The organism is Curvibacter cyanobacteriorum (assembly GCF_028649475.1).
In the GTDB taxonomy this organism is placed as follows: domain Bacteria; phylum Pseudomonadota; class Gammaproteobacteria; order Burkholderiales; family Burkholderiaceae_C; genus Curvibacter; species Curvibacter cyanobacteriorum.
In genome coordinates, this window is record NZ_JAQSIP010000002.1 from 569,413 (window position 1) to 583,415 (window position 14,003).

Sequence of the window (14,003 nt, forward strand, 5' to 3'; positions counted from 1 at the left end):
CGATTGAAGGACTTGCAATGGCTTATTCTGAAAAAGTGGTGGACCACTACGAAAACCCCCGCAATGTGGGCTCTTTTGACAAGGGCGACGACTCGGTGGGCACCGGCATGGTGGGCGCTCCGGCCTGCGGCGACGTCATGAAGCTGCAGATCAAGGTCAACCCGCAAACCGGCGTGATCGAAGACGCACGCTTCAAGACCTATGGCTGTGGTTCGGCCATCGCCTCCAGCTCGCTCGTCACCGAGTGGGTCAAGGGCAAGACCCTGGACGAAGCCGCCGCCCTGAAGAACAGCGAGATCGCCGAAGAACTGGCCCTGCCGCCGGTGAAGATTCACTGCTCGATCCTGGCCGAAGACGCCATCAAGGCGGCCGTGAACGACTACCGGCAAAAGCACGCAAACTGACCATGGCAGTCTCTCTCACTGAAGCCGCAGCCCGGCATGTGACCCGTTACCTGACCAAGCGTGGCAAGGGCGTCGGTGTGCGCCTCGGGGTCAAAACCACGGGCTGCTCCGGTCTGGCCTACAAGCTCGAATACGTGGACGAAGTCGCCCCCGAGGACGTGGTGTTTGAAGGTCACGGCGTGAAGGTCCTGATCGACCCCAAGAGCCTGGCCTACATCGACGGCACCGAGCTCGACTTCGTGCGCGAAGGCCTCAACGAGGGCTTCCGCTTCAACAACCCCAACGAGCGCGATCGCTGCGGTTGTGGAGAGAGCTTCCGGGTCTGAGACCCCGCTGCAACGGCCGCTGCGCCGTTGCCTGATTGTTGCAAGAACCGCCTTCACGGATGTGCTGGCGGTTTTTTACTGAGTGCCATGAACCTTCAATCCAACGACTTTGAGTTGTTCGGCGTGCCCGAACGCTTTGAGCAAGACCGTGCCGCGCTGGACCTGCGCTGGAAAGAGCTGCAGCGCGAGGTCCACCCCGATCGCTTTGCCGCCCAGGGCGCCGCGGCCCAGCGCGTGGCCATGCAATGGTCGGTGCGCATCAATGAGGCGTACCAGCGCCTCAAGGACCCGCTGCGCCGCGCGGCCTACCTGTGTGAAATGCGCGGGGCGCCGATCCAGGCTGAGAACAACACCGCCATGCCCGCGGCATTCCTGATGCAGCAAATGAGCTGGCGCGAATCGCTGGACGAGGCCGACACCCTGGCCGCGCTGCAGTCGCTGGAAGACGAAGTCATGGCCGAGCGCCGTGCGCTGCTGGCGCGTTGCCAGCAGGCGCTGGACGGGGCGGGCGACGCCGCTGCCGCGGCCCGGGAGGTCAGAGCCCTCATGTTCATTGAGCGCTTTATGCGCGACATCGAATCCCGTCAGGATCAACTGGGACAATAAGGCATTGCCTTATTTCAAAACCGACTCAAACAACAAACATGGCGCTTCTTCAGATTTCCGAGCCCGGTCAGTCGCCTGATCCCCACCAACGCCGCATCGCTGTGGGCATCGACCTGGGCACCACGCACTCGCTGGTGGCCGCGGTGCGCAGCGGCGTGGCCGAGTGCCTGCCCGATGACCAAGGGCGTGTCATTTTGCCGTCGGCTGTGCGCTACCTCGCCGGCGGCGGGCGCCAGATTGGTTTTGACGCCTTGCCGGCCCAGAGCGAAGACCCGCAGAACACCATCGTGTCCGTCAAGCGTTTCATGGGCCGGGGCCTCAATGACCTGAAGGACGCCGCGCGCCTGCCGTACCACTTCGAGGCGGCCGAAGGCCCGGGCATGCTGAGCCTGCACACCGTGGCGGGCGTGAAGTCGCCGGTCGAGATCAGCGCCGAGATCCTGGCCACCCTGCGCTACCGTGCCGAAGACACCTTCAACGACGACCTGTATGGTGCGGTCATCACGGTGCCCGCCTACTTTGACGATGCCCAACGCCAGGCCACCAAGGACGCGGCCCAGCTGGCCGGCATCAAGCTGCTGCGCCTGATCAACGAGCCCACCGCCGCCGCCATCGCCTATGGTCTGGACAATGCCAGCGAAGGCATCTACGCGGTGTATGACCTGGGGGGCGGCACCTTCGATATTTCCATCCTGCGCCTCACCCGCGGGGTGTTCGAGGTCATCGCCACTGGCGGGGACTCGGCGCTGGGCGGGGACGACTACGACCAGGCCTTGGTGGCCTGGGTGCAGCAGCAGGCCGGTCTGCAGGCCACCGAGGCGTCGGACCTGGCCCGCCTGCGGGTCGCTGCGCGGCGCTGCAAGGAAGCCCTCACCGATCACGACAGCGTGGACTTCGTGGCCGAGCTCAGCAGCGGCCCCCTGCGCCAAGCCGTGCGCCGGGCCGACTTTGACGCCGCCACGGCCGAGCTGACCGCCCGCACCCTGGCGGCCGTGCGCAAGGCCTTGCGCGATGCCCGGCTGGAGCGCGACGAGATCCAGGGCGTGGTGATGGTGGGTGGCTCCACCCGCATGCCGCAGGTGCAGGCCGCGGTCGCCCAATTCTTTGGCAAGCCGCCCCTGAACAACCTGAATCCCGACGAAGTGGTGGCCCTGGGTGCGGCCATCCAGGCCAACCAGTTGGCGGGCAATGACAGCGCCGGGGACCTGCTGCTGCTCGATGTGATCCCGCTGTCGCTGGGCATCGAGACCATGGGCGGTCTGGTCGAGCGCATCGTGCCGCGCAACCAGACCATTCCCACCGCCATGGCGCAGGACTTCACCACTTACCAGGACGGCCAGACCGCCCTGGCGCTGCACGTGGTGCAGGGCGAGCGCGACCTGGTGGCCGACTGCCGCAGCCTGGCCCGTTTTGAGCTGCGTGGCATCCCGCCGATGGCCGCTGGGGCGGCCCGCATCCGCGTCACCTTCACGGTCGATGCCGATGGCCTGCTGCAGGTGGCCGCCAAAGAAATGCTCAGCGGCGTCGAGGCCGCCATCGAGGTCAAGCCCTCATACGGCCTGTCGGACGACCAGATCGCCCGCATGCTGCAAGACAGCTTCAGCACCGCGCAGCAGGACATGCAGGCGCGCGCACTGGCCGAGGCACGCCTCGAGGTGGACCGCATGGTGCTGGCCACGCGCAGCGCCCTGCAGGCCGATGGCGACCTGCTCGCGGCCGATGAGCGCGCCGCGATCGACACGCTGATCGACGCCGCCCTGGCCGCCAAGGACCTGACCGATGCCAAGACCATCGAAGCCGCCACCGAAGCGCTGGCCAAGGGCACCGAAGCCTTTGCGGCCAGCCGCATGAACCGAGGCATTCAACAGGCGCTGGCCGGGCGTCAGCTCGACAGCCTGTGATTGCCAGACCCACGACACCGATCACCCCACGCCATGCCCGTCATCAAAATCCTGCCCCATCCCGAGTACTGCCCCCAAGGCGCTGAGCTGAAGGTGGCCACCGGCACCAACATCTGCGAAGCCCTGCTGGACAACGGCATCCACATCGAGCACGCCTGCGACATGAGCTGCGCCTGCACCACCTGCCACGTCATCGTGCGTGAGGGCTTCAACTCGCTCAACGAGCCTGAAGAGGTCGAAGAAGACCTGCTCGACCGCGCCTGGGGGCTGGAGCCCCAATCGCGCCTGAGCTGCCAGGCCATCGTGGCGCGTGACAACCTCACCGTGGAGATCCCCAAGTACTCCATCAACCACGCCAAAGAGAACCACTGATGTCGCGCCAGATCATCCTCGACACCGAAACCACCGGCCTGTCGGCCGAGAACGGTGACCGCATCATCGAAATCGGTTGTGTGGAGATGCTCAACCGCAAGTTGACGGGCCACAACCTGCACCATTACCTGAACCCCGAGCGTGACAGCCATGAAGATGCGCTCAAGGTGCACGGGATCAGCAATGAGTTTCTGCGTGACAAGCCCAAGTTTGCCGAGGTGGTCGACGAGTTCCTGGACTACGTGGCGGGCGCCGAGCTGATCATCCACAACGCGGCCTTCGACATGGGCTTCCTCAACAAGGAGCTCGAACTGCTGGGCCGCCCGCCGCTGACCACCGTGGTGGCCAGTGTGACCGACACCCTGGTCATGGCCAAGGAAATGTTCCCGGGCAAGCGCAACTCGCTGGACGCTTTGTGCGACCGGTTGGGCGTCGACAACTCGGGCCGCACCTTGCACGGCGCTTTGCTCGATGCCGAACTGCTGGCCGATGTCTACATCTACATGACGCGGGGGCAGGACGCCTTGCTGATGGAGCCCACGGGCGACGAGGAGCAGACGCAGCAGGTGGAGAGCATTGACCTGCGCGGCTTGGCGCTGCCGGTGTTGCGGGCCAGCGAGCAGGAGCTGTCGGCCCACGAGGAGGTGCTCAAGCAGCTCGATAAATCGAGTTCAGGCAAAACAATTTGGCGAACTCTTGCAAACAGCTAAAAAACTGTGCCATAATAGAGTTCTTGACGCAGTGAAGCACTGAACAAGCAGCAAGACAGACAAATCAGTCAGTCAAGCAGGCAAGTTAGGGCTGACAAATCACAGCATCAGGGCGATTAGCTCAGCGGTAGAGCACTGCATTCACACTGCAGGGGTCACATGTTCGATCCATGTATCGCCCACCAATCTTGAAGCCCGTGAACAAAAGTTCACGGGCTTTCTCGTTTTCGGCGCTCGACGGGTGGTGTGACGCGATGCCATCCATGTCGCGCGCTTCTCGCCGCCCACCGCCTCCAGGGCGTCCGCCAACCGGGGTCGGATCGACCGGAGTGCCCAATCAACGCGTCAGCGTCCCCCGTTGGGGGCAGGAACCGGCCAGCTCAGCCCATCAAGGCGCGCCGGGCCCGGTACACCCGCTCAAACGCCAGTGACAGTTGGCGCCAGGCTTTGTCCTCCAGGCTGGGGGGCCGTGCTTGTTGGAAGGGCGAGGGCAGGGTGGGCAGCGGGCCCTTGAAGGCGAACACCGTGCTGTTGGTGCCGCCGGACTCGCGCACCACCAGCATCGATTGATCGAACACCTCGGCCAGCCGCGCCAGGTACTGCGCGTAGTCGGGGTGGTAGGCGTGCAGGTTGGCCACCAGGATGCCGTCCTCCCGCAGGCAGCGGTGGCAGCCCTGGTAGAAGGCCTCTGAGCACAATTGGGCCGGCATCTCCAGCGACTGGTAGCCGTCCAGCAACAGGACGTCGCAGCTCTCGTCGGCCGTCTGGATGAACTGGGCACCGTCCCCAAGCCGCACCTCAAAACGATCGCTGTCGGGTGGAATCTGAAACTCCTCGCGCAGGGCCATCACATGGGGGTTGATCTCCACCACCAACTGCCGCGTGTGCGGCAGGTAGCGGTGGCAGAACTTGGGCACCGATCCACCGCCCAGCCCGATGCTGATGATCGAGCCCGGTTGGGGCTTGAACAGCAGAAAGCCCATCATCGTGCGGGTGTAGCTCAGCACGAGCGCGTCGGGGTCGGCACGGCTCATGGTGCTTTGCACGGCCAGGGTCGAGAAGTGCAGCGACTTGGTTTTCGCGGCGCTGCTGACATAGGGCTTGATGTGCAGGCGCAGGGGTGGGGCTTCGTTCATGCAGCGACTCAGGTGGGGGCGGGGGAGGCCGGTCCGGTCATGCACAGCGGGCCGGTGGCAGGGCCCTCAATGTAGGGCATCTGGCGCGTGCTGGCGGGCTGGCGCCGTGGTCCATCCCCAAGGGCGAGCCTCAAAGGACTGGTGGATGTAACAAAATTTAGCTAATCTGGCACTTTGACACAATTAACCGCTGAATTTTCCGGTGCCGGGGCGGGCCTGCGGCCGTGGTCGGCACCCCCCTGAGCCGCGAGGGCCTGTGCACCATGATCTTGTTCGACGCTGAGGCTTGTGATGGACCGCTGCCGGTGCTGACCGACTCGGCGCTGCTGGCGGTGCTGGGCCAACTGCAAGGGGCCACGGTGGCGGTGGTCGACCGTGGCTTGCGGGTGGTGTACGTCAATGCCAGTTTCGCGCGCTGGTTCGGGGTGCCGGGCCACGAGTTGATCGGTCGCCGCTTGCCTGATCTGTATGGTGCGGTGGCCGCAGCGGCCTTTCGCCCCCACCTGGAACGTGCTTTTACGGGCGAAAAAGTCACTTACCAGCGCCTGGTTCAGGAGCCGGGGGGGCGCTCGGTGTGGCACACCATCAGTTTGGTGCCCTGGTTCAGCGAGCGCGGTGAGTTGCAGGGCCTGATCTCGTCCGCCTTGCCCGTGCACGAACTGCAAAGCACCAACGAAGCACTGCGCGATGCCCACCAGCGCTTGCGTGCCCACATGGACAACAGCCCCCTGGCGGTGGTGGAAATGGATGCCGATCTGGCGCTGGTGCATGTTTCCAGCCGGGGGCAGCAGTGGTTTGGCTGGCGCGTGGAGCAGCACGCGGGGCGCAGCGTGCTGGACTTGCCCGGTTTGGAAACCCCGGCCGGGCCACTGGCGGAGGCCCTGCGCCGTTTACAGGCGGGGCAGGAACTGCAAAACCGCGTCGAGGCCACGCACCGGCACCCCGATGGCTCGCTGTTTCATGGCGTCTGGTTCAATTCGGCCCTGCTCGACGCGCAGGGGCGCACGGTGTCCATCATGGCGCAGATCGAGGACGTGACCGAGTTGGTCGAATCAACCCAGCGCCTGCGCGACCTGGCCCGCTTCGACACGCTGACCGGCCTCATCAACCGGGGCGCCTTGATGGCCCAGGTGGATCAGTCCTTGAGCCGCGTCCGTGGCAGCCCCCAGGGTGGGCAGGTGGCGCTGCTGTTTTTGGACCTCGATGGGTTCAAGCTCGTCAACGACCTGCACGGCCACCGCGCCGGCGATGAGGTGCTGCAGTGGGTGGCCCGCCGCCTGGCCAGCGCGGTGCGGCAGACCGACACGGTGGCGCGACTGGGCGGTGATGAGTTCGTGGTGCTGCTGGACAACGCGGTGTCTGATGCGGTGGTGCAACAGGTGCTTTCCCGCATCCTGGCGGCCTTCGACGACCCCTTTGTGCTGCCGCAAGGCCCAGTGCGCCTGGGCGTCAGTGTGGGGGTGGCGGTCTACCCGCAGGTGGAAGGCACGGTGGATGAACTGGTCGGGTGTGCCGATCAGGCCATGTACGAGGCCAAGCGCGCCGGCAAAGGCATGGTTCGCTACGCCGAAGTGGCGGCGTGACCCACTGGTTGCGGTGCGCGACCGCGCCGTCGGCAGACCAAGTGGGGGCGTGCCCCATGGCATGGGGGGCGATGGGCGCGCCGACCGGTCGGTAGCCTCGGATAAAGGGTCGCGGCTATCATGCGACGAAGGCCCATCTGGCGGGGGCTGTCGGGGCGCCCGTGACCGGGCCCCTGGCCCTGGTCTGGAGGCTGGCCTGCTCTGGGAACCCACATGGCTGCTGTCGAAAACCCTGATTTCTCGGACGTCCGAGCTGATATTTCTGCCGTGTTGGTGGCGCGCAAACATGGCTACCTGAGGTCCCTGGCCTGGGTCACCATGGTGGCGGCCGCGCTGGTGATTGCCAGCCACCTGAACGCCGGCATGACGCCTTTGCAGGCGTGGCTGGGCTCGGGCTGCGCGGTGTTGGCGGGCGCGATCAGCCTGCTCCTGCATCGACTCAAACAGCCCTATGCGGCCGCTCTGGTGTTGCTGATCGGCGCGGTGGTCTGGATTGGCTGGATCACGGTATTGACCGGCGGCGCGCGCTCGATCGTGGTGGGCGCCTACATCACCATCGGGGCGCTGGCGGGGTGGTTCCTGGGCCGGCGCTGGATGGTGGCGTTGATGCTGACCGCGCTGGCCTCGCTGATGGGCATGGAGCTGTTCTTCAACGATTGGGTGCAGGCCCAGCGGGTGGTCGACCAACCGCAGCGGGTGTTGGTCGGGCTGGTGCTGGTGTTCGGCCTGTGCACCACCTTGTTGTACCTGGTGTTCCGCGAGAGTGACCGGCAACTGCAAGGCCTGCGCGAGGCCCGTCAGGCCCAGTTGGCCAAGAACCAGCACTTTGAGCTGATTGCCAACAATGTGCCCGGGCTGATGTCCCACTGGGGGCGCGACCTGCGCTGCCGCTGGCTCAATGCCCGCTACCTGGCGGTGATGAAGCGCCGCGCCGATGAGTGCATCGGACGTTCTCTGGACGAGCTGTGGACGCCCCAAGTGGCCGACGAGGCGCGCCCCTACATCGCCCAGGTCTTGGCGGGTCAGGAGGTTCGCTACGAAACCGTGCAGCGCGAGGCCGATGGCCGTCAGCGGGTCTGGCAGATCCAACTGGTGCCAGACCGCCTGCCCAACGGCGAGGTCGATGGCTGGTTTGGCTTGCTGCGCGATGTCACCACCCAGCACCAGTCCACCCAGGCCATGATCGAGAGCCGGCAGCGCCTGAGCCTGGCGGTGGACCTGGCCGGCCTCATCTACTGGGAGCTGGAGCGCGATGCCGAAGTGCTGCGCTGGGGCACCGAGGCCGAGCGCCCCGATGGGCCAGGGCAGTGGACCTGGTCGCGTTACCTCGACGTGGTGCACCCCGACGACCGCGCGCGGGTGTCGGGCGACATCGAGGCGGCCTGGCAGCACGGCCATCTGAGCGCCCAGTACCGTTACCACGACGCGCAGGGCGTCTTGCAATGGGCCTCGGTGCGGGCCCAGGTGCGGGCCGATGGCCATGCTGGCCTGCGCATGATTGGCGTCTGGCAGAACATCACCGAGGTCGAGCAGGCCCAGCGCGCCCTGGTGGCCAGCGAGGCCCGCCTGCAGGCGATGCTGGACAACACCCCGGCGGTGGCGGTGCAGCAGTTTGCCCCCGATGGACGGGTGCTTTACTGGAACCGTGCCACCGAGCAGCTGACGGCCTGGTCGGCCGAGGTGGCGCTGGGGCAGCGTCTGCCCCAACTGCTCTGGCCCCAGGGCGAGGATCCGCGCTGGACCGCTGGCTGGCAGCAGGCGGTGGCCGGCGAGGCGGTGACGCCCTTCGAGCTGACCTTTGTGCGCCCCGATGGGGAAGAGCGGTCGGTGCTCTGCTCCCTGTTCAGCCTGGTCGAGCGCAGTGGCGAGCAGCGCGTGGTCGCCATGACGGTGGACCTGACCGAGCGCCGCCGCGCCGCCGATGCCTTGCGCCAGATGCAGCAGAGCTTTGAGTCGGTGTTCCTTGACAGCCCGACCCCGGCGCGCATCTTCACCCTCGATGGACAGAACCTGACCCTGGCCTGCAATGACGCATTTTGCGAGCTGCTGGGCATGGAGCGCGAGTACCTGATTCGGCACAGCATCCGCGAGCTCAACCTGCACCAGGACCCGCAAGCCCGCGAGGCGGTGCTGGCCACCTTGCTGCGGGAGGGGCGTGTGGAAAGCGCCGAGTTGGTGATCCTGACGGCCCGTGGTGAATCACGCACCGTGCTGGCGTCGATGCTGCCAGTGACTTGGCATGGCCAGCCGGCCTGGATGAGCCAGCTGGTGGACATCACCGAGCGCAAGCGGGTCGAAGAAGAATTGCGCTCCAACCGCCGCCTGCTCGAGCGCGTGATCGATGCGCTGCCCATGTGCATCTTCGCCAAGGACACCGAGTCCCGTTACGTGATGGTGAACCAGGCGATGGCCGATTTCATGTGCAGCACCAAGGAGGCCTTGACCCTGCGCCACACCGCCGATGTGGCAGCGGTCGACCGCAACCGCTCCCTGGCCGACGACCGTTGGGTGTATGACCACCGCAAGCCCCTGATCCAGCCCGACATCGAGTTGTGCGGGCCCAGCGGGCAGCCCACCGCGTTCCACAGCGTCAAGGTGCCTTTGTTTGATGAGCGCGGCGAGCTTGAAGGGCTGCTGGGCATCAACCGCAATATCACCGAAGAAAAGCGGGCCCGTGCCGTCCTGCAGGCCAGCGAACAGCGTTTGTCGGTGATGTTCCAGCATTCCCCCGCGGCGCTGGCGATGATCGACCACCAAGGCATTTACCGCTCGGTGAACGAGGCCTGGTTGCGCCTGTTTGGCTACCGGGAGGCCGATGTCCTGGGTTACGCCTCGTGGGACTTTGGCTTGTTTGCCGACCCCGCTGATCGCTCGGTGCTGTACGAGCGCATGCGGCGCGATGGCGGGGTTGATCACTGGGAAGTCGACCTGCGTCGAGCGGATGGCCAGGTGCTGCAGTGCGTGGCCTCGGGGCGCTCGCTGGAGATCAATGGCGAAGAGGTGCACCTGTTTGGCATCGTTGATGTCAGTGACCAGCGCCGTGCGCAGCGCCAGATCGAGCAGATGAACCACTTGCTGGAGCAGTCGGTGGCCCAGCGCACCCAGGCGCTGACCGAGGCCAATCAAGAGCTTAAAGCGGCGCTGGCCTCGCTGAACAGTGCGCAAGAGGAGTTGTTGCGGTCCGAGAAGCATGCGGCACTGGGGCGCATGGTGGCTGGCGTGGCGCACGAGCTCAACACCCCGATTGGCAACAGCGTGCTGGTCGCCACCACGCTGCGCTCTGAGGTGGACGGCTTTGCCCGCCAGGCGGTGCAAGGCCTGACCCGCAGCGCCTTGAACGAGCATGTGGAGCAGACCCGTGACGCGGTGGGCATGCTGGTCAAGAACCTCAGCCGGGCCTCCGAACTGATCGCCACCTTCAAGCAGGTGGCAGCCGACCAGACCAGCCTGCAAAGGCGGGTCTTCGACCTTGGCGAAACCGTGCGCGAGATCTTGCAAATGCACCGCCCCTTGATGCGCACCCACGACGTACAGGTGCGTGCCGAGGTGTCGCAGGCGGTTTCGATGGACAGCTACCCTGGCCCCTTGGGCCAGGTGCTGGTCAACCTCATGACCAACGCCATGCTGCATGCCTATGAGGGCGTCAAAGGCGGGGTGGTGGACATCAGCGCCCACTGCCCCGAGCCCGAGCGCGTGGTGATCGAAGTGCGCGACCACGGCCGGGGCATCGAGCCCGAAGCGCTGCGCCGCATCTTCGACGCCTTCTACACCACCAAGCTGGGGCGCGGCGGCACGGGGCTGGGCTTGGCCATCTGCCAGACCCTGGTCACCCGGGTGCTGGGCGGCGAACTGCGGGTCGAAAGCGTGCTGGGGCAGGGCACTTGCTTTGTCCTTCAACTGCCCCGCGTGGCCCCCATCGTCAGCGCGGGCTCGGAGGTGGTGTTGCCAGGGCGTGAGCCCCCGGCCGATGAACGCACGCGGCCCTCCCCACCGCCACCGCCTCCGGGCTGAGGTGGGCAGGCTGCATGGGCCTCCGCGTGCGCTGGCTCTGCGCGAGAGGGCTTGCGCGGGTGACCGGGCGTGTGCTGAGCGTGTGTTGAGCGTGTTTTCTGCGAGTTTTCTGCGTGGTGCCCTGCGAAGGCATCCCCCAATGGGCTCCGGTGCGCCACGGCGCAGGGGTGGGGCGCGCTAGCGGCGCAGTGCGGCGCCGCCGTCGCCGGGCCGGGGCCGGGGCTCGGGTTCGGGTCAGCGGCTGGCGCTGGTCGCGCCCGGAGTCGCGCCGGCGCTGCTGTTCAGGTCGTTATCGCGCAGGTCCTTGAGTTGCTGTGCCACCAAGGCAAAGAAGCGGTCATAGAACGAGGCCGACAAAATGGTTTCCGATGCCACCTTGACCATCGAGTCCTGGCTTGACGACAGCGGCAGCGAGATCGAACCAATCGCACTCACCCCGACGCTGGTCGAGTTGCTGCTTTTCTTGACGGTGTAGCGGTCCTGCTGGGCCGTCACGTAGGTGGTGGAGATTCGGCTGTCGCGCCCATCGGGCACGCAGACGATGGTGAAGTTGATCTCCAGATGGGTGTCGCCGTCGGGCTGAAAGCTCTTCTGCCCATTGATGCCCGAGGGCCGGTTGCCGGTGATCACATAGCCTTGGCTCAGCAAGGCACGCCGCGCCGCCTCGCAGGCCGTGTCCGACGGGCCATCGAACAGGCGCGAGAAATTCTCGTTGGCTTGGAACTGCTCATTTTGGTAAGCCGAGGGCCCGTGGGCGCTCGGCGAGCGCGGCCACAGACCGCAGCCGGACAGGGCCAAACTGACGGCCAGCACTGTCAAAGCGGAGCGGGCCCGGTGGCATAAGGGGAGCGACAACGTGATCATGAAAGCGAGTGAGACAAAGCCGTGATGACAAGCCCAGGGCAGGCTGTCAGCCAAGCGGCATTATTGCTGTGTCTCTTGTCGTTCTGGTGAAGTGGGGTCGTCAGCGATGGAGTGAGAGGTGTCTCTGATGCGCTTGCAATAGCGCCGAGCTCGGGGGAGGCATTCACGACTGGAGGGCTGGGCCGCAGGCACCCGCATGGGATTGATAAGATGAATCGGTAGGGTTCAATTAATTCAATTCAGCGAGGTGTATGTGTCTGTCAGTGCATTGGCTTCCGCCGCAACTTTTTCCGGCATCCCGTCTCCGATCAGTTTGATCGCCAGTGCGGTCAGTGCCTTGTACGGTATGGGCTCCAACATCAATGACTTCATTGATCGTCACATTGAGGACATGCAGTCTTCAGCCAACAAGACCATTTCAACCACGGGTCAGGTGTTGGAGGCTGCCAAGTTTGGATTTGGCTTGGGCTATCTCTCATCGGTCACGATCATTGCCGTCGGGCAGTGTCTGTTGGGTAACACCTTCGCCGCCCTGGGTACCGTGGCGACGGCAGCCACCATCAGCAACCCGATCGCGATGACTTGCGGTGCGGTGGGGGCGATCCTCTATGGTTGGAATGCACTGAGCGACGCTGAGCGCAGTAGCGTCTTGGATACCCTGGCCAAGGGTTTGGGGATTGGTGTGGAATTGATCCGGTCTCTGATCGCCTTTGTGATCAACACGGCCAAATCCCTGTTCAGTTCACCCGTTCTCAAAGATCTGAAGGTGTATGTGGCCAGTCGGGCGGAGTTGTTTGGCAAGACGCTGTCCGATGTCACGCGTCAGACGGTCGACATTTTGGCTGATGCTGCGCAGGCAGCGAAGCAAAAGGCCATCCAAGCCTACGACGCAACGGCACAGGTCGCTCAAACCGCTGGCGAGGCGATTGGTGAATCATTCGACGAGTTGACAAGTCAAGCGGGACGCCTCCTCGAACAGAAGGGGGAGGAAGCCAGGCAGTTGATCAACGAAGGGCGTGCCGCACTCAAAAATGGGAAAGACCACCCTGACGACCCCAAGTTGCTCAAGTGAATGGCTGACCTGAGGTTCTGCCAAAAATTACAAGTTCTTTGCGTGGAGATTGAGGTGGCGATCGATTACCACCGGCTATCCGCAAGCATGGGGACGGAGTGGTGCAATGCATTTGAAAACGGCCGTGTTCGGCGTTGGCGTGGTCGCTTTGATCGGCCTTGTGGTGGCTTGTCGATTGGCTCTTCGTGAGCGCAAAACTGGGGCGCAGGGCGATACTCAAGGCGCTGACAATGGGGAGAGGCTTCCGATTCGTCGTCCCGGGCGGCGCAGCATTTTGATAGCCATCCCAGGATGCATCCTCAGCATGGCGTTGATGCAGGTGCTGTTTTCGCATTCCGGGCGGGCTCTGTTCAGCAGTCTGGTGCCACTGGCGATTGCGCTGTCCCTGATTGGCTTGTTTGTGTTGGGACGCTGGCGCCTTCGAGCCTGGATGGCTCAGCCGGCTTGCCTGATCGTGGGAGCCCTCGGTTTCGTGGTCTGGCCATCGGTCAGTGCTGCGGCTTGGGCTTGGCCAGTCAATGGCGTGATCCTGTTCATCTATGGTGCTTGCAGTGCGTTGTTGTTTCTTGGGTGCCTACGTTACATGGAGGCGTTCCCCCGGCCATGAGCGAGGTCGACTCGCAGGTGTCGCGCGTCCTGCGGGCAGGTCGGCTTGAGGGCGGCAGGGTAGTTCTGCCCAGCGGGCTGTGCTTTGTGGAAGACTGGTTTGGCTGCGAGTGCAGTTGAGCGCGGGCAAAGAAAAAGCCCCGCAAACAAGGTGTTTGCAGGGCTTTCAAGTGGCTCCTCGACCTGGGCTCGAACCAGGGACCTACGGATTAACAGTCCGGCGCTCTACCGACTGAGCTATCGAGGAATGTCGGTACCTGAAGACCTGACCTGCTGCAGTGCAGGGGCCAGAAACTTCTGGAAATTAAATTTTAAAACTTGGCTCCTCGACCTGGGCTCGAACCAGGGACCTACGGATTAACAGTCCGGCGCTCTACCGACTGAGCTATCGAGGAACAAGACTTAGATTATA

Annotated in this window: 12 protein-coding genes and 3 tRNA genes; 11 read left to right on the top strand and 4 right to left on the bottom strand. The window is 64.6% G+C overall.

What is annotated here, in order from left to right; genetic code table 11:
- Nucleotides 1–17: 17 nt before the first annotated feature.
- From iscU to PSQ40_RS06115, 7 genes are all read left to right on the top strand, one after another.
- The gene (iscU, locus tag PSQ40_RS06085; RefSeq protein ID WP_273949694.1) at nt 18–404 is read left to right on the top strand and encodes a Fe-S cluster assembly scaffold IscU; all 387 of its coding nucleotides are present in this window, start codon (nt 18–20) and stop codon (nt 402–404) included.
- Between the two features lie 2 nt (nt 405–406).
- A complete protein-coding gene (gene iscA, locus PSQ40_RS06090) occupies nt 407–730 on the top strand; it encodes an iron-sulfur cluster assembly protein IscA (protein WP_273949695.1) in 324 nt (107 codons plus the stop codon).
- Between the two features lie 87 nt (nt 731–817).
- Nucleotides 818–1,336, top strand: a complete 519-nt coding sequence (gene hscB / locus PSQ40_RS06095) for a Fe-S protein assembly co-chaperone HscB (protein ID WP_273949696.1) — start codon at nt 818–820, stop codon at nt 1,334–1,336.
- Between the two features lie 38 nt (nt 1,337–1,374).
- A complete protein-coding gene (gene hscA, locus PSQ40_RS06100; protein WP_273949698.1) occupies nt 1,375–3,237 on the top strand; it encodes a Fe-S protein assembly chaperone HscA in 1,863 nt (620 codons plus the stop codon).
- A gap of 33 nt (nt 3,238–3,270) precedes the next feature.
- Nucleotides 3,271–3,609: an ISC system 2Fe-2S type ferredoxin gene (fdx, locus tag PSQ40_RS06105; protein ID WP_273949700.1), complete on the top strand. Its 339-nt coding sequence runs from the start codon at nt 3,271–3,273 to the stop codon at nt 3,607–3,609.
- The gene (dnaQ, locus tag PSQ40_RS06110) at nt 3,609–4,319 is read left to right on the top strand and encodes a DNA polymerase III subunit epsilon (protein WP_273949702.1); all 711 of its coding nucleotides are present in this window, start codon (nt 3,609–3,611) and stop codon (nt 4,317–4,319) included. The genes fdx and dnaQ overlap by 1 nt, the downstream gene beginning before the upstream one ends.
- 110 nt (nt 4,320–4,429) lie before the next feature.
- Nucleotides 4,430–4,504 (top strand) — tRNA-Val (locus PSQ40_RS06115).
- 195 nt (nt 4,505–4,699) lie between these two features.
- Here the strand turns inward: PSQ40_RS06115 and PSQ40_RS06120 are convergent.
- On the bottom strand, nt 4,700–5,455 hold the full coding sequence (locus PSQ40_RS06120) for a fused MFS/spermidine synthase (RefSeq protein ID WP_273949705.1): 756 nt from the start codon (nt 5,453–5,455) through the stop codon (nt 4,700–4,702).
- A gap of 263 nt (nt 5,456–5,718) precedes the next feature.
- On the opposite strand from PSQ40_RS06120, the gene PSQ40_RS06125 reads away from it, so the two are divergent.
- Both PSQ40_RS06125 and PSQ40_RS06130 read left to right on the top strand, forming a co-directional pair.
- Nucleotides 5,719–7,038: a diguanylate cyclase domain-containing protein gene (locus PSQ40_RS06125; RefSeq protein WP_273949707.1), complete on the top strand. Its 1,320-nt coding sequence runs from the start codon at nt 5,719–5,721 to the stop codon at nt 7,036–7,038.
- Between the two features lie 213 nt (nt 7,039–7,251).
- On the top strand, nt 7,252–11,049 hold the full coding sequence (locus PSQ40_RS06130; RefSeq protein ID WP_273949709.1) for a PAS domain S-box protein: 3,798 nt from the start codon (nt 7,252–7,254) through the stop codon (nt 11,047–11,049).
- Nucleotides 11,050–11,283: 234 nt separating this feature from the next.
- Here PSQ40_RS06130 and PSQ40_RS06135 read toward each other — a convergent pair whose 3' ends face one another.
- On the bottom strand, nt 11,284–11,862 hold the full coding sequence (locus PSQ40_RS06135; RefSeq protein WP_273949711.1) for a DUF2242 domain-containing protein: 579 nt from the start codon (nt 11,860–11,862) through the stop codon (nt 11,284–11,286).
- 304 nt (nt 11,863–12,166) lie between these two features.
- Here PSQ40_RS06135 and PSQ40_RS06140 point away from each other — a divergent pair, with 304 nt between their 5' ends.
- Together PSQ40_RS06140 and PSQ40_RS06145 are read left to right on the top strand one after the other, a co-directional pair.
- Nucleotides 12,167–12,985, top strand: coding sequence for a hypothetical protein (locus PSQ40_RS06140; RefSeq protein ID WP_273949713.1), 819 nt, complete (start codon nt 12,167–12,169; stop codon nt 12,983–12,985).
- 106 nt (nt 12,986–13,091) lie between these two features.
- Nucleotides 13,092–13,592 (top strand): hypothetical protein, encoded by a 501-nt coding sequence (locus PSQ40_RS06145; protein WP_273949715.1) that lies wholly within the window; start codon nt 13,092–13,094, stop codon nt 13,590–13,592.
- A gap of 170 nt (nt 13,593–13,762) precedes the next feature.
- Here the strand turns inward: PSQ40_RS06145 and PSQ40_RS06150 are convergent.
- Nucleotides 13,763–13,838: transfer RNA gene (locus PSQ40_RS06150), tRNA-Asn, on the bottom strand.
- A gap of 72 nt (nt 13,839–13,910) precedes the next feature.
- Nucleotides 13,911–13,986 (bottom strand) — tRNA-Asn (locus tag PSQ40_RS06155).
- Nucleotides 13,987–14,003 lie beyond the last annotated feature (17 nt).